The sequence below is a fragment of the Kitasatospora sp. NPDC127060 genome, from assembly GCF_042724935.1.
Classification (GTDB): Bacteria; Actinomycetota; Actinomycetes; order Streptomycetales; family Streptomycetaceae; genus Kitasatospora.
Genome location: NZ_JBHXEG010000076.1, coordinates 32,718 through 47,962, shown reverse-complemented (window position 1 = coordinate 47,962; position 15,245 = coordinate 32,718). Strand labels below are relative to the sequence as shown.

At 72.3% G+C, this 15,245-nt stretch carries 12 protein-coding genes and 2 pseudogenes; 5 read left to right on the top strand and 9 right to left on the bottom strand.

Annotated features, from left to right (window positions below; genetic code table 11):
- Positions 1–28 precede the first annotated feature (28 nt).
- Positions 29–583, top strand: a pseudogene (locus ACFWIS_RS31875) (transposase); the annotation flags it as partial.
- Between the two features lie 45 nt (positions 584–628).
- Here the strand turns inward: ACFWIS_RS31875 and ACFWIS_RS31870 are convergent.
- The 4 genes from ACFWIS_RS31870 to dnaE form a co-directional block, all read right to left on the bottom strand.
- Positions 629–877: a WhiB family transcriptional regulator gene (locus ACFWIS_RS31870; RefSeq protein ID WP_380524146.1), complete on the bottom strand. Its 249-nt coding sequence runs from the start codon at positions 875–877 to the stop codon at positions 629–631.
- 396 nt (positions 878–1,273) lie between these two features.
- Entirely contained in the window at positions 1,274–2,008 is a 735-nt protein-coding gene (gene lexA, locus ACFWIS_RS31865; RefSeq protein WP_380524144.1) for a transcriptional repressor LexA, read from the bottom strand.
- Between the two features lies 1 nt (position 2,009).
- The gene (locus ACFWIS_RS31860; protein ID WP_380524143.1) at positions 2,010–3,086 is read right to left on the bottom strand and encodes a helix-hairpin-helix domain-containing protein; all 1,077 of its coding nucleotides are present in this window, start codon (positions 3,084–3,086) and stop codon (positions 2,010–2,012) included.
- Between the two features lie 79 nt (positions 3,087–3,165).
- Complete coding sequence (gene dnaE, locus ACFWIS_RS31855) at positions 3,166–6,573, bottom strand: DNA polymerase III subunit alpha (protein WP_380524142.1); 3,408 nt, start codon at positions 6,571–6,573, stop codon at positions 3,166–3,168.
- A gap of 357 nt (positions 6,574–6,930) precedes the next feature.
- Between dnaE and ACFWIS_RS31850 the strand changes: the two genes are divergently transcribed.
- Entirely contained in the window at positions 6,931–7,164 is a 234-nt protein-coding gene (locus ACFWIS_RS31850; protein ID WP_380524140.1) for a hypothetical protein, read from the top strand.
- 319 nt (positions 7,165–7,483) lie between these two features.
- On the opposite strand, the gene ACFWIS_RS31845 is transcribed toward ACFWIS_RS31850, so the two are convergent.
- The 4 genes and pseudogenes from ACFWIS_RS31845 to ACFWIS_RS31830 form a co-directional block, all read right to left on the bottom strand.
- Positions 7,484–7,945, bottom strand: coding sequence for a hypothetical protein (locus ACFWIS_RS31845; protein WP_380524138.1), 462 nt, complete (start codon positions 7,943–7,945; stop codon positions 7,484–7,486).
- A gap of 98 nt (positions 7,946–8,043) precedes the next feature.
- A pseudogene (locus ACFWIS_RS31840) lies at positions 8,044–8,628 on the bottom strand (helix-hairpin-helix domain-containing protein); the annotation flags it as partial.
- 64 nt (positions 8,629–8,692) lie between these two features.
- Positions 8,693–9,877: a competence protein CoiA gene (locus tag ACFWIS_RS31835; RefSeq protein ID WP_380524136.1), complete on the bottom strand. Its 1,185-nt coding sequence runs from the start codon at positions 9,875–9,877 to the stop codon at positions 8,693–8,695.
- Between the two features lie 243 nt (positions 9,878–10,120).
- Positions 10,121–10,366, bottom strand: coding sequence for a hypothetical protein (locus ACFWIS_RS31830; protein WP_380524135.1), 246 nt, complete (start codon positions 10,364–10,366; stop codon positions 10,121–10,123).
- Between the two features lie 180 nt (positions 10,367–10,546).
- Here ACFWIS_RS31830 and ACFWIS_RS31825 point away from each other — a divergent pair, with 180 nt between their 5' ends.
- The gene (locus tag ACFWIS_RS31825; RefSeq protein WP_380524133.1) at positions 10,547–12,067 is read left to right on the top strand and encodes a hypothetical protein; all 1,521 of its coding nucleotides are present in this window, start codon (positions 10,547–10,549) and stop codon (positions 12,065–12,067) included.
- Between the two features lie 27 nt (positions 12,068–12,094).
- Here the strand turns inward: ACFWIS_RS31825 and ACFWIS_RS31820 are convergent, their stop codons facing one another.
- A complete protein-coding gene (locus ACFWIS_RS31820) occupies positions 12,095–12,568 on the bottom strand; it encodes a type II CAAX prenyl endopeptidase Rce1 family protein (protein WP_380524131.1) in 474 nt (157 codons plus the stop codon).
- Between the two features lie 640 nt (positions 12,569–13,208).
- On the opposite strand from ACFWIS_RS31820, the gene ACFWIS_RS31815 reads away from it, so the two are divergent.
- Complete coding sequence (locus ACFWIS_RS31815) at positions 13,209–15,005, top strand: hypothetical protein (RefSeq protein ID WP_380524129.1); 1,797 nt, start codon at positions 13,209–13,211, stop codon at positions 15,003–15,005.
- Positions 15,006–15,060: 55 nt separating this feature from the next.
- Positions 15,061–15,186 carry a hypothetical protein gene (locus ACFWIS_RS31810; RefSeq protein WP_380524127.1) on the top strand — a complete coding sequence of 42 codons (126 nt, stop codon included), beginning with the start codon at positions 15,061–15,063 and terminating at the stop codon, positions 15,184–15,186.
- Positions 15,187–15,245: the final 59 nt, after the last annotated feature.

The following is a 15,245-nucleotide window of genomic DNA, read 5'->3' as shown; positions in this document are numbered from 1 at the left end:
ACCGGGCGCCTTCTGGCGGGACCTGCGAGTGCTCGCGATCGACGGCACCCAGATCGACGTCCCGGACAGCCACAGCAACGCCACGACCTTCGACGATCCCTGCCTCCAGGACCGCACGCCCACAGGCTTCCCGCAGGTCCGCGCAGTGGTCCTCGTCGAGGTCGGCACCCATGCCGTGGTGGACGCCGAGATCGGCGGCTGGCGCGACGGCGAGCCCGGCCTGGCGGAGCCGCTTGCCCGCTCGGTCGGACCGGACACCCTGGTCATCGCCGACCGCGGCTTCTGGAGCTCGGCGTTCTACCGCGACTTCCACGCGGTCCAGGGCGCCCACCTGCTCGCTCGGCTCCCGTCTAACAAGCTCGGGCGCAAGCAGTACGACCTGCCGGACGGCACCTACATCTCCGAGATCAGGCCGAGGAAGCAGAACATCCTCCGGGCGAAGAAGGCCGGCCGCCCGTTCCCGGAGGTGATGGTGTTCCGGGTGATCCCGTTCGCCGTTGACGGCAAGCCCTGGTGGCTGGCCACCACCCTGCTCGACCCACGGCAGCACCCGGCGGTGGAGCTGATCAACCTCTACCGGCAGCGGTGGGAGATCGAGATGGCGTTCGACGAGATCAAGAACCACCTCTCATGCGGCCGGACGGCGAAGTTCACCGGCTTCCCGTTCGTGCTCGGCCCTGGCGGCGTCCAGGAGGTCGCGCCACGAGGCGACGGTCGTCCGGCGGCGCAGCAGGGCGCGACGCTCCCGCTCGGTCATGCCACCCCAGACTCCGAACTCGATCCGGTGGTCGAGGGCGTGCGCCAGGCATTGGGTGCGGGAGGGGCAGCCGGAGCAGGTGGCCTTGGCGCGGGCTTGGTAGGCGTGGTTGGCGAACATCTCGTCCGGATCGGTGGTGCGGCAGGCCGCCGCTTCCCGCCAGTCTTCCTCGTGCAGCACTGGTGTCCTCCCCTACTTCGGTGCTGGGCTCAATCTAGGCGATCGGGATCATATGGTCGAGGATTTACCAGAAATGATTTCCTGGACCCGGTTCGCGGGTTTCTCGATTTCTTTCTGCGGTCACCTGGACGAGGCTCTTCCTGCGCCCTTTTGAGCTGGCTTCTCAGGGGCTTTTTTCCGGCCATGGATCTACAAGGTCAGTCAAATGGTGCGCAGTGCCGGGGCGCGAATGATCGCCGAGTTCAGCTCGACGGTTGGCGGCTTGGGATGGCCACCCGCCGAGCCATCGGAAAGGCTGCCATGGATAGTTCATTGGAACTGGGGTCGGGCAGCGGGTCAGAGGCTGCGGAGGACGGCGACGACCCTGCCCAGGATGGTGGCCTGATCGCCCGGTAGCGGTTCGTAGTCAGGATTGGCGGGCATGAGCCAGGTCTTCCCGTCCCGGCGTCGCAGCCGCTTGACGGTCGCCTCGCCGTCGAGCAGCGCGGCGACGATCTGGCCGTTCTCGGCCGTCGGCTGCCGTCGGATGGTGATCCAGTCGCCGTCGCAGATGCCCGCCTCGATCATGGAATCGCCCTTGACGGTGAGCGCGAACAGCTCGCCGTCGCCCACGAGTCGGTGGGGAAGCGGGAAGACGTCCTCGACGCTCTGCTCAGCCAGGATCGGCCCGCCTGCGGCGATCCGGCCGACCAGCGGTACGAACGAGGTGGCCGACGTGCCGTCAGCCTCGGTCGCCGGTGGTGCGGGGTGCCCGAGGCGATGGTTGGCCAGCACGTAGGCGCGGGGGCGGTGCGGGTCCCGGCGGACGACGTGCATCTTCTCCAGCCGTCCGATGACGTGGGAGACCGAGGACGTCGAGCTGAGCCCCACCGCCTTGCCGATCTCCCGCATCGAGGGCGGGTAGCCGCGCTCCTGGACGAAGTCCCGGATCGTGTACACGACCTGGCGCTGCCTGTCCGTCAGGCCGTCTGCGCCTACGCGAATGCCGGGCGGCCGTCCCGCGCGGACGGGCAGGGCTATGTCCTCCGACACGGTGTGGTCCTCTCCCTGGGGATCTTGGTGGACTGGCACTCTACGCCCGCCCGCCGGAGTGGTCTACGAACTTTCCATGGCGGCCAGCAGGGCGTCCACCTGCGCCGATGGTGCGCGAGCGGGATGCGGAGGCCAGTGCCGCGGGGGCCAGGGTGCCGGCGCCGAAGCGCGCGTTGGCGCGGTCGATGACGGGCTCCAGAGTCCTCGCGCTCTCGGTGGGCCGGTCGAAGGTCAGCTGGACCGCCGCGGACTTCTCCTCGCGGAGGTCACCGGCGCGGGCGGTGACGGCGCGCACCCGGGCCCGTTGCAGGCCGAGACGGGCGTGGAGGCCATAGAGGGCGTCACGCAGCGCCGGGCTGTGCCCGGTCGCCTCGGGCAGGGTCCGGGAGCGGGTGGCGTGGGAGCGGTCGGCGAAGGTGACCTGGAGCTCGACGGCACGGGCGGCCTGGCCGGCGGCCCGGAGCCGGGCCCCGAGGTCGGTGGCGAGGTGGAGCAGCGCGCGGCGGACCTTGTCGGGGTCGAGGACGTCGTGGTCGAAGCGGGTGGTGGTGGAGATGGTCGCGGGCGGTCCGGAGGGGGTGACGGTGCGCCGGTCGGTGCCGTGGGTGCGTTCGAGCAGGAGGCGGCCGGTGGCGGCTCCGGCGATGCGCTGCACGGTGGCCGGCGGGAGGTCCGCGAGTTCGCCGACGGTGGCGATGCCGTAGCGGTGGAGCTTCTTCTCCAGGGCGGGCCCGATGCCGGGCAGGTGGCGCACGTCCTGGTGGTGGAGGAAGGCGAGTTGCCGGGCTGGGTCGTCGGGCAGGACGTGGATGGTGCCGGGGGTGGCGGTGTCGGCGGCGAGGGTGGCGAGCATGCGGTTGGGGCCGATGCCGCCGGTGGTGATCAGGCCGTAGCGGGCGGCCAGGCGGGTCTGGAGGAGGTCGGCGAGGCCGGCGGGCTCCTGGCCGAAGTAGCCGACGGCGCCGGCGAGCTGGAGCAGCGCCCGGTCCGGGGGCAGGGCCTGGACGACGGGGGTGATGTCGCCGAGGACGGCGAACAGGGAGCGGTAGGTCTCGAAGGAGGCACGGTGGAAGCGCAGGTGCAGGATCGTCGCCGCGGTGCTGGAGGTGGTAGTCATCGGTGCTCCCTGGCTGGGTGCGGGTGGCGAGCGTGGTCTGGCCCGGGTCTGTGGCCGGTACTGGTGCCGGGGGTTCCGGTCATCCTGCGGATCCGGGTGAGGCGTGCCAGAGCCGTCCGGCGCCGCCGGGGCCGGTTCGGTGCGGTCGGGGGTGCTGGTCCTGGTCCTGGTCCTGGTGGTCGCCGTGGGCGGGCGCGGCGAGCAGGTCGCGGACGGCGCGGGTGCCGCCTTCGGCTCGGGCGCGGGCGAGTTCGGCGAGGTCCCAGGCCCGGGCGCCGATGACCGAGATGGAGCGCCCGCGGTGCTGGACCTGGCCCCGGGCGACGATCAGCCAGGAGTGGAAGAGAGTGTGCGCGCAGGCGTCGTGGGTGTCGTCGAAGTAGGTCAGGTCGATCGGCTGGCCGCCGGCGCCGTCGTCCAGCGTCACGAAGATCGTCCGCCTCCCGGATTTCATCGGCGGTGTCTGGCTGGCGACCTTCGCGCCGGCGACCAGCACCGTCTCGCCCGGCTCGATACCGTGCAGCCGGGTGGACGGGGTGACGCCCAGTTCGGCGAGCAGCGCGTGGTGGTCGGCCATGAGGTGGCGGGAGGCGTCCATCCCGATCACCTCCAGCTCGGCGTTCAGCTGCTCAGTGGAAGTCATCTCCGGCAGGCCCGTGGCGGTGTCGGGCCCGTGAGCGGGGGCGGGCAGGGAGAGCTGGCCGGTGGTCGCGGCGGCGCGCTGGCGGGCATGCAGCTCGTCCAGGAGCAGCAGCAGGTCCCGGCGGCCGGTGCGGTTGCCGGTGACGGTGTCGAGCGCGCCGATGCGGGCCAGGCGCTGGGCGGTCGGCAGGCTCGGGCGGGCCCGCTCCCAGAAATCCTCGATGCCGGTGAACGGGCGCCCAGTGGTGATGCGTTCGACCTCGGCGTCGGTGATGCCCTTCACCGACGTCAGGGCCAGGCGCAGGCCTTCGCGGCCGTCGGCGAGCTCGGTGGTGTAGCCGGCTGCGGAGCAGGCGACGTCGACCGGCAGGATCGTCACGCCGCGGCGGCGGGCATCGGCGAGGACCAGGCGCAGCGGGTACATGCCGGGATCGGCCTGGAGCAGACCGGCGTAGAAGGCGGGTGCATGGTGGGCCTTGAGCCAGGCGGACTGGAGGACCGGCAGGGCGAACGCCGTCGCGTGAGCTGCGGCGAAGCCGTAATTACCCATCCCGAGCAGCTGGTTCCAGCAGGTGTCGATGACGGTGCGGTCGTAGCCGGCGGCGGCCGCGCGAGTGCGGAACCAGGACTCCAGCGCCGGGACGCGCTCAGGCTTGCCGAGGGCGCGGCGGGCCTCCTCCCCCATCGCCAGGTCCGACCTGGTCAGGATGGCGAAGCTCTTCGCGATCTGCTCGTTGAACACCAGCACGCCACCGGTGGCCTTCAACACGGGGATCAGATCGGGGTGGGGGTATCGGGGACGGCGGCCGCGGCGGACCTCCAGCCACGGCTTGACCATGTCGGCGGACAGCGGCCCGGGCCGGAACATCGCGATCTGGGTGATCAGATCCTGGAAGTCCTTGGGCTGGGAACGACCCAACAGGTCCCTCTGGCCTGGACTTTCGACCTGGAAGACGCCCAACGACTCACCCTCGCACAGGAGTTGATAAGAGGCTTCGTCGGTGAGCGGAACCTGCTCGCGGTCGTCCAGGTCGACCTTCTCGCCGGTGGTGCGCTCGATCTCGGCGACCGCGTACGCCATGGCGCTTTGGATGCGAACGCCCAAAATGTCCAGTTTCAAGAGTCCAAGATCTTCGACGTCTTCCTTGTCGTACTGGCTCATCGGGAGATGCTCGCCGGCGGTGGGCATCACCGGTGTGCGGGCGAGCAGGGTGTGGTCGGACAACAAGACACCACAGGGGTGCATCGCGATTCCGCGGGGAAGTGCGTCCAGGCCTTCGACCAGGTCCCACAGCCGCCCGTAGCGCTCGGCCTGTTCGGCGACGTGGCGCAGTTCGGGGAGTTCGGCCATTGCGGTACGGGCGTCCTTCGCGCGGATGTGCGGGAAGGCCTTGGCGAGGCGGTCGACCTCGGCCGGGTCGATGCCCATGGCCAGGCCCGCGTCGCGGATCGCCCAGCGGACCCGGTAGGTCTCGGGCATCGACACGGTGGCGACGCGCTCGGGCCCGAACCGGTCCAGGACGGCGCGGTAGCAGTCGATGCGGCGCTCCGATTCGACGTCGACGTCGATGTCGGGCAGTGAGGTACGCCGGTAGGAGAGGAACCGCTCCATGATGAGGTCGTGGTCGAGCGGCATCGCCACCGCGATGCCCAGCAGGTGGACCACGAGAGAGCCGGCCGCTGAGCCGCGCGCTGCGACCCGGATGCCCATCTCCTTGATGTCGGCGACAACCCGGGCGACGGTGAGGAAGAAGGTGGGCCAGCCGAGCGCCGAGATGAGCTCCAACTCCTCGGCCAGACGGCGGACGGCGTCCGGGCGGCGGTCGTAGCCGCGGCGCACCATCTCCGCCTCGCAGAGCTCGCGCAGCACCCGCGCCGAGGTTCCCGGGGCGAGCCCGAGACGGTCTTCCTCGGGGAAGTGCACCCGGCCGATCCCGAGGTCGGACTTCGGATCGAGGCGGCACTCGGCCGCCGTGCGGGCGGTCACCGCCAGCAGGCGCTGGCCGCCGGACGGACCCTGCCCGGCCGCCTCCGCGACTTCGGCGGCGAGCTCGGCCATCTCGGCCGGGCCCTTGAGCCACCGCTCGCCGTTGCACACGGCGCCGTGCTGCACGGGGCGCAGCAGCCGGGCGGCGTCCAGGACGTCGGCGATGGGGCCCTGGCCCGGGTCGGCGTAGCGCACGGCGTTGGTGAGCACCGGGAGGAGGTCGAGGTCGGCGGCCAGACCGATGGTGCGGGCGGCCAGGCGCAGGCTGCCGGGGCCGGTGCCGGTACGGCGCAGGTGGACGGCTTCCAGGCGCAGGTGGGGGCCGAACCAGGTCCGCCAGGGGGCGAGGAGCTCGGTGGCACGATCGGGGCGGCCGGCGGCGAGCGCGCGGACCGGTTCCGAGCCGGGGCCGAGCAGGGCGGTGAGGCCTTCGGTGTGGGCGGCGAGGACCTCCAGCGGGACGACGGGCTGGCCGCCGCCGCGTTCGGCCCTGGCCGCCCAGGCCGCGCTGATGAGGGCGCAGAGGTTGGCCCAGCCGGTGCGGTCGCGGGCCAGCAGGGTGATCCGCGGGGCGGTCTCGTCGACGAAGACGCCTCCCCTGGCGGGGGTGCGGCGCTTCTCGGTGGGCCGGGCGGGCTGCTCGACCAGGCCGACGGCGAGGTCGGCGCCGAAGATTGGCCGCACCCCGGCCTTCGCGCAGGCCTTCGCGTGCCGGACGGCGCCGGAGACGGTGTCGCGGTCGGTCAGCGCCAGCTCGGTGATGCCGCGCTCCGCGGCCCGCTCGGCGAGCGCGGCGGGCAAGGACGCTCCGTAGCGCACCGAGTAGCCCGAGGCGGTGTGCAGATGCGACGTGAGCACCCTGCACCACCTCCACTCCAGTCCGGTCCCCCTTCGTCTCGTCGATCCCGGCTCCCCTCCGGCTCCCATATTCGATACTACGTTCGATTAAGGGCGCAAGCCGCATTACCGCAGGTGGAGGACATGGAACAGTGCGTACTGCCTCAGCCACGGCCGGACCGGTGCCGCTTCCCACGCCGCCAGATGCTCGACCGGCATCCGGGGCCAAGACCCGTCCGCCCGGGCCGGCAGCTTGAGGCCATGGGGGGCTCGACGACCTCTGATCGGTAGCTGAGCGGCAAAAGACGTGGTTGCCAACGAAATTGCCGAGGATGATGTTGCCCACTGCGCGTTCGCTCGACCTGAGGGGATCCCACGATGCCGCTTGACTGGACCCGCATCGGCTCCGGGGACAAGGACCCGCTGCTTCATCCACGTGAGATCTATGCGGCGCTGCCGAGTCGGCCCTGGCCCTACCTGCGGCACGAGCAGGGTGAGGTGCTGGAGAAGTGGTTCGCCCGCAACACCGACCGGGACGTGGTGATCAAGCAGAACACCGGTGAGGGGAAGACGGTCGTCGGCCTGCTCATCGCGCGCAGTGACCGTAGCTGACCGGCTGCCCTCGTCGGCGCCACGGCAGTTCCAGCGGACGTCGGCGGGCCTCAGCAGGGGCCCGCCGACCGGGAACGCGGCCCCGGGTGGGCGGGCGGCGCGCGGGATTGAGGCGGATCGCGGCACGACGCGGCGGATTCGGTTCGGGGAGAAGCGGCTCCGCGCGGTAAGCTCCCGGGCGAGCAGGATGCGCACGTTCGTCGCCGCCGTCACCCGCCCACACCGGCCGGTGACCACTGCCAAACGATGCGGCACCAGCCCACGGAACCTGAAAGGAATCAGCCTGAAGGCCGCAGGCGCCGGGCATTGTGAACCGCGATCAGGTGGTGGCGCTCAGCGCTGGGATCATGCGGCGGACAAGGGACACCGTTTCCGCAGGACTCAGCTTGATTCCGTTGTACCCGATGGTCATGCAGTAGCAGATGAGCCAGTGCATGACCGCAGTCCGCCGCAGCGCTGCGGGGGCCTGTTGCCACATCTCGGCGACGCCCTCCGTACCTCGCTCCCAGTGGGCGAGCCGCATCGACAGGACCAGGGCGACGTCGGGCTGGGCAGTCCTCGCGTTACGCCGCAGTTTGTCGGCGGCCTCGTGCGGCGCCAGCCCGTAAGCGGGCCGGGCGGCCAAGGGGGCGAACAGCAGCTGGACGTCCCACATGGCCTCCTCGCCTCGCCGTTCCAGCTCCGCAGCCAGCCAGAGCCCTGCGGCTGGGCTGGCGGTCGCCACAGTATCTTCGAGGGCGGTCTCGACGAGATCGTGGAGCTGAAGGTCGGAGCTGCTCATCCTGGGACCGTACCTGGCCGCTGCCGCTCGTCCGCACGCTCGGCGGTTCCCCGCTGCGCCAGGGCGGCCGGGGCGGGATCGCCCCGGCCGGTCGGGGGTCAGGTGAGGCAGGCGGCGACCAGGTCGGCGAATTCGTCCGGGGTGAGGATGCGGATACCGAGCTCTTCGGCCTTGGCGCGCTTGGAGCCGGCCTTCTCGCCGGCCACCAGCAGGGTGGTGCGCTTGGAGACGGAGGAAGAGGCCTTGCCGCCCGCGCGGTCGATCAGCTCGTTCATCTCGGTGCGGGAGAGCTCGGCGAGAGCTCCGGTCATGCTGCCTGTGACGACGACCGCTTCGCCGGCGAGCGGGCCAGCGTCGGCCCCGGTGTCCTCTCCGGTGGCCGCGGCGGCCGGGGCGGTTTCCGTGGTGCCCACGCCCAACTCGGCGAGGCGGTCCAGCAGCGGGGCGAGGTCAACAAGTTCGGCGACGAGGACCCGGGCCTTCTCCGTGCCGATGCCGTCCACCGTCGCCAGGGTCTCGGCGTCGGCGGCGCGGATCGCCGCCATGGAGCCGAAGTGCGCGGCGATCCGGCGGGACATGGTGCGCCCCGTGCCCCGGATGCCGAGCGCGCAGAAGACCCGGTTGAGCGGCTGGGTGCGGGCGGTCTCGATCGCGGCGAGTAGGTTGTCCGTACTGGTCTCGCCCGGTCAGTGGTGCCGGCCTGAGCGCGGGGCGGGTCCGGTTGCGGAGGAGGAAGTCCGGGACGCTTCACATGGTGGTCGGCTCTGGCTGTGCCGACAGGTTGACGACGCGGGTTCCGGGCGGGGCCTGGTCGGCCACGGCGCGGTGCTCGGTGGCGCCGGCGGTCAGGACCACCAGCCCGGCCAGTTCGTCCCGGCCCGCGCGATGGGCGGCTGGCCGCAGGACGGCGTACGGGCGGCCGGCGGCGTATACCGGCAGGCCGCCGGCCCAACGGGGCTGCGCGATCTCCTCGTGGCCCAAGCGGGCAGGCCGCCCGCTGTCGACCTCGACCCACCGGGCGGCTGCGGCCTCCAGCCGGAAGCGCCGCCCGATCGGCATGACGGCCCGCCAGTCCTGCCCTGCCCCCGGCGCAGCCCATCCCTCGCGCCGCTCTCTACGCCGCCGCTGTTCCTCGTCGGCCTGCTTGGCCCGGTGCTCGCTGTCGGCCTCGGCGTGGGCCTGCGCCCGCTCGACGTAGCGGGGTGCAGTCCACAGGATCCGGTGATCGTCGTCCTCGGCGGGCAGCCGATGGGGGGCGATCCGGTCGCCGAGCACCCAGGCGACGACGTCGTCCAGGGACGCGCTGACGTTCTCCCAGCGGCCGTGGCCGTGCGGGCAACGGCACTTCTTGCGGCAAGGCGAGACAGTGAAGCGGCCGACGCCGCCGTGCACGGTCCAGTTCTCAGTGGTAGCCGGCCCGCGGGCGGAGACCACCACCGTGGGCGCCGCGCCCACCCAGCCCCGGGAGGACAGCGCCACCCAGCACACGGCGATGCCGGCCCCGGCGTAGCGGGCGGTGCGCTCGCGGAGCTCGTCTCGGGTGATCGGGGAGAGCTGCGCCTCCCAGGCCATGCGGCGGGCGCCGTCGGTGGAGGAGGCCATCACGTCGGCGCGCCAGGACCCGTCCGGTGCGCGGACCTCCAGCTCGGCGTACCAGCCGGCGGCCCGGATCGCGTGCGCGAGCTGGAGCTTGGTCAGGTGGTGCTCCATGCTCTCCTGCGCCAGCGCGCAGGTCGGGGAGCCGCGGTCATGGGAGAAGAACCGCATCCCCGTGGGCGAGACCTTGGCGTGCACCCCGTGGCCGCACTCCGGGCACCCGAGCGGGACCCGCGGTCGTGCGCGGTGGACCGCTGTCCACGCCCAGCCGCAGCCCATGTCGTCCCGGGTTGCGTCCAGTCGGCCCCGCTGCGCGTGCACGGCGGTGAACGTCACCGCTCCCCCTCTCCCCCTGGCGGTTCCCGGCCGCCAACCATCCTCCCCTCCCGCATCCCGGCCGAACCCCCGCCGACCGGGGGCGGCCGGACCGCTCGGGGGTTCGGCCGGCCGCCCAGTTCCACAGTGCCGTCGCCCGGCTGCTGTCGCAGTTCGGGCTACGCCGACGCGGCGTCAGCAGACGGGAAAGTTAACTGGCGAGCTGGGCGGGAGCAGGATCGCCGTCGCGGTGGCGGTGCGGCTTCAGCCGGTGCCATCAGCCAGGCGGCGCTTGATCGCCGTGAGGTCGTCGGGCGGGGAGATGCTCATCCTCCGGGTGTCGGAGTCGACGGCGGTAATCGACATCAGGGTTTTGGCGCGCCACCAGAACACCCGGGGCGAGAGCCAGCCGCGGCCGCGCAGACCTTCGTCGCAGCCGCCGAGGCGCACGCCCAGCGGATCAAGAAGCCAACGCCACCAGATCCGCCGCAGCGCTCCTGCGTACCGCAAACCGCCGCCGCAGGGGTGGCGGCCACCCTACGATCGGTCACCATGACCACCGGACAGTGGACCTGCCCTCGCTGCGGTGCCCCGCCCCGAACCGACTGCCGAACTGCCAAGGGGCGCAGCCGCAGCGCTCACTGGCGGCGGTGGTGGCTGGCCCGGATTCTGGAATCCGGGGAACAGGCGGTGTTGTCGGCGACGGACTTCGAGCGGCTGATGCACGCGGTGGAGGTCGCCACGGGGCGTGGTGACCGGTGGGCGTCCGGACCGGAGCCTCTGGCCGTCCCAGGTGGGGGCCATGAGCAGCTGCGGACGCTGTTCGACCTCCTCTCCATGCAGAGCTACGTCCAACGGTGGCTCACGGCCTTGGACGGCGCGCCGGTGGACACCACCCGGCTCGCGGCCTGCGCCCAGAACACGGCCGACCGGATCGCCGAGACCACCGGCGTCCTGCGGGAGGTCATGGCCGGGCTTCCGGTCGACGGCTCGGTACTTCCGGGCGACCGGGCCCCAGCCGCGGACGAGCTCGCCCGGGCGCGCGCCCGCGGGGAAATCCTGGCCGTCGCCTGCCGCTTCGAGGCGCGCTTGGCCGCCGAACGCACGGCCCACGAGACCACGACCCGCTGGACCGTCGTCGCCGACGAACACCGCCGCTACGAGGCACACTCCGCCGACGGCGTCCGGGTCAGGGCCTGGTCGGCCCTGCCTGCCGCCTTTGAGTCCGAACTGTCCACCTGGAGCACTCCCCCGGCGCGCCCCGAGGTCCACTACCCCGCGGGCCGCCCCACACACCTCCCCGAGCGCCTGGACATGACCGAGGCCGACATCAACAGGGCCCCCGGTCCCTGCGACACAGCCGACGGCGAGTACGAGCGCTACACGCAGGACTACGCGGCCGGCCAGCACGCGCGCCAGGTCGAGGAGTACCTCACGGTGCTGGGCACCCACCTGGCCGTCGACGAGGTCGAGGCGTTCTACGCCGAGCGCTGCGCCGTCCTCAACGCCACCGCTGCACAGCTCCCCCGTCTGACGCCGGATCCGGACGGGCTGCAGGAGTGGCACACCTGGTCCGGCGCGCACACGTGGGTCGACCCGCGGACGATCGTGCGCACCGCGGACCCCGTGGCCTGGGGCACCATCAGCCGGGAGCGGGACCGCGCCGGCGCGGTGTGGATCCCGGAGGCGATCCGCCAGTGGCTGACCACCGACGACGTCCCGGGTCTGCTCCGCAAGGCGATGACCGCCGACTCCCCGGTGCAGCTGCACCGACTGCCCGGACCGGCCGGTCCCCTGCACACCCAGTACACCGACGGCACGCACCGCACCCACCTGTTCAGGATCCTGGAGTCGCCGGCCATCTTCGCGTACGTCAACGGCCCGAACCTGCCGACCCGGCTGACCCCTGCGGACGTCTGCGGGCCGGACGCGGAGAGCGAGGCGTTGCAGGAGGTCGCTGACATCTGGGGTGGCCTGTACGCCCGGGGCGTTCTGCGGGGGACCCTCCACGTGCCGGGCTGGCGCGGCTGCCTGCTGGACCTCACGTCCGTGCCCGCGATCTGGCTCCTCTACCCGCCGCGACTCGCCGCCGCCTACGGACGCCGCTACGCCGAGATCTACCTGGGGGCGTGGGAGCGTGTCGGCATTCCCGAGGCCGCGTTTGACTCTCCCGAGAGCTGGCTCGCCTGGGCCCGCACCCCGCCCGGCTGAATGCCACCGATCACCCCTGACGGCGCCTCAGGCAGCCGTTTCGGCTTGGCGGCGTACCGGCCTGCCTTGCCGGAGCGCGGTGATCGCCACGACGGCGGTGAACACGGTCAGCGCCGCCACCAGCCCGTAGCGCACCGCGAGCCGGTTGGTCACCGCCGCCATCAGGTCGTAACCAACGTGGGCCGTCATGAGCGGCAGGACCGCACCGGACCTGAGATACAGCAGCACGCACGTGACCGCCCAGGGTGCGACCTGCAGCACGGCCAGGCCGTACTCGATGTGATACGCCAGCCGCACACCGGCAAGGACGACGACGAGCCCGATGAGACCGGCTCGGCGCAGGCGGGGGTTGGAGACCTGCTGGGCGAGCCGCCAGGCGGCCAGGACGGGAACGACCAGCACCACGATCTCCTCGCTCACGCCGGCCGCCAGTGATGAAGCGGCGTCGCCGAGAAACGATGTGTGGGCGGAACTGCGGCGGCCGCTTTCGCCCCTGGCCAAGCGGCCGCGACGGCAATCACCAGGTAGCAGACGGTCACGTACCCTGCGGCGGCCCAGGCAACAGTGCGCATGGGCGCACGAACCCGTGGCGGCGGGAGTGGCGCGTGTTCAGGAAGCACCTCGGCCAGCATCCGAATGATCCGCACGCCCCACGCCCTCCCCGCCGACCCGTCGATCCCCTGGACGCCCCAGACTAGGACCAGATCGCGGTGTGGTGCGGCCCTGCGGCCGTGCTGGGGGTTTTCGCCATGGCGGCGGTCGTCGCATGCGTCGTCGCGCTGAGCCGGTCTGGTCTCCGGTGAACGCGAGCGGTCGGCCCGACGGCGCGCGGGTCGGCCCGGCGCGGGCAGGCGGCGCGCGGTTGCGGTGCAGTTGTCCGGTTGAGTCCTCGGTGCCGCTGGGAACCGCCCTACGCCGATAGGCTTCCGCAGTGACCGGTGCCCCGTCTCTCGACAACCTTCTGCGGCGTGCTCTGCTCGCCTTCAACCCGCGTGTGCTGCATGCCGGTGCTGTATCTGGGGTGCCCGCCCCGGCGGAGCGCCGGTTCCTGACCTTCGTCTCCGCCGGGAGGAACTGAGTGGTGGGTCGTTCCAATCCGGAGAGTTCCTCGCACAGCTGCGCGGACGTAGAAAGGGATCCGGTGGAGAGCGTGGACGAGCTCGGGCGGGACATCGGTGGCCTCCTCGCCGCGATGGCGGACCTGCGCCCCCGTGAGGACGGTGACAGCGGTCCGGCGCTGATGGCGCTCGGCGGCGTCGGGCGGCAGGAAGGCGAGCGGGTCGTGGACCTGGACGCCCCGCTGCTGGGCCATGCCACCCGCGAGATCCGCGACCTCCTCAAGCGTGGCGACCCGTTCGGGCTTCACCTCCGCGACGCCCAGCGCGCTGTCCACCTCGACCGTGACCGGTGCCTGGCGCTGCTGACCGCCGCCGTCGAAGCCGGGTACCTGACCGCGCCCGAGGACCTCCACGAGGCCCGGCACTGCTACAACTGCCGCACCGACGACTGCGAGTACCACGACTACCGGACCTGGACGCTGACCCCCGCCGGGCGGAGCCTGGCCCACGCCTCCGGCCGCAAGCCGTCCACCCGCAAGAACGCCGACGCGCTGGTCGCCAAGGTGGTCAAGGCCGCCAAGGCGGTCAACGCCGACCCCGACGCGACGCTGTGGTGGGTCAAGGAGATCCGCGCAGTGGGCCCGTACGCCGATGCCGGCCAGGAGCAGTTGCTCCACGTCGACCTCGCCGTGGACCTGCGGCCGCGCCTGGACGACCCGGCTGAGCAGCGCAAGGCTGAACAACGCCTGCGCGATGCCGCCCGGGATCGCGGGGAGCGGGAGCGGGTGTGGGACATGGTCGGCTACGGCCACTGGCGTACCCGGCTCGCGCTCGCCGGACGCAGCAAGGTCGTCAGGTTGTTCCGCCCAGCCGAGGGCCTTGAGGGGCCGGCACTCTTCCGTGAGGAGCGGGATCTGACCGCCCCTGCGGTGGCGAGCGTGCCGTATCAGCGGCCTGCGGAGGCGCCGTTGGGGGCCTGCTCGTGGTGTGGGCGGGAGGTTCGGGCCGCGCGGGTCGCTCAGCGCGGTGCCGCGCTGGCTTCTTCCCCGATCGGGCTGTGCGAGCAGTGCCTGTCGCTGGGCTGGACCGGTGATCTCCAGTACCAGGGATCGGCTGAGGTGTGGGCGTGGCCTGTTGTCCGGGACCTGTGCGGGTCGCTGCCAGAGGCGCCGTTCCACGGGGCCGGGTGTGCCCTGTGCGGGCGCGAGGGTGCGGTGGAGCAGCCGTGGTGGCCCGGTGACGTACGGGACGGCTCCGGCGGGGACGGGCACGAGCCCATCGTGCTCAGGTTGTGTGACGTGTGTCCGGGGCTGCTGGAGTTGGTCGACGCCCCCGGCCGCGAGGGCTGGTGGTGCGCCCGGCACCAGGCCGCGTGCTTGGCTGGCATGCACGCCCTGCTGCGTCGCCACGCCGGTGTCGAGGAGGTCCCCGGTGTCAAGAAGGCCCGCAAGGTACCGCGGCTGACCGCGCTGCACCGGGACGTGCTGGCCCGGGTGGCCGAGCACGGGGCGTTGTCGGCCTTGGACCTGGCCCGGGCCCCGTTCAGCCAGGACCACCAGGACTACCGATGGTGGCAAGTGCGGCTGGCCCACCTGTTCGACAACCGTCTCATCGCCGCGGTCCGCGCCGGGGGTGACGAGGCCCGGGCGCTCGTGCGGGCTGCCAGCGACCTGGAGCGGGACCTGGCCACGCGGCTCGGTGCGCTGTACACGCCGGGGCCGGTCTGGGACGGGGAACGGGTGGTCGAGCCCGCGCCGCCTGCGGGCTGGGCCGAACTTCGCGGCCAGGCCGAGCAGGAGGCGGCCCGGCTGGACCGGGAGGCGCTGCGGCGGCGTGCGGACCATCCGGTGCCCGAGGCTGTCCGCGGCCGCTGGGGGTAGCCGTCTGCACCCCGCTTCCCTCTGCCGGCTCATCCGCTGCGTCCCCGCTCTGCAGATGTCCGAGGACACCCTCCTCGACGCGATCGGCGGCAAACAGGACCACCAGTACTGGCCCCTGCCCGAACCCCCGTCCGACCGGATCGGACGTCCCGCCCCCGAGCTGCCCGCAGACCGTCCCTGACCACCACACCCGTCCGCCCCAGGCCGCCGTGGTGCGGCGGTCGTGCCGTCCTCCCTTTG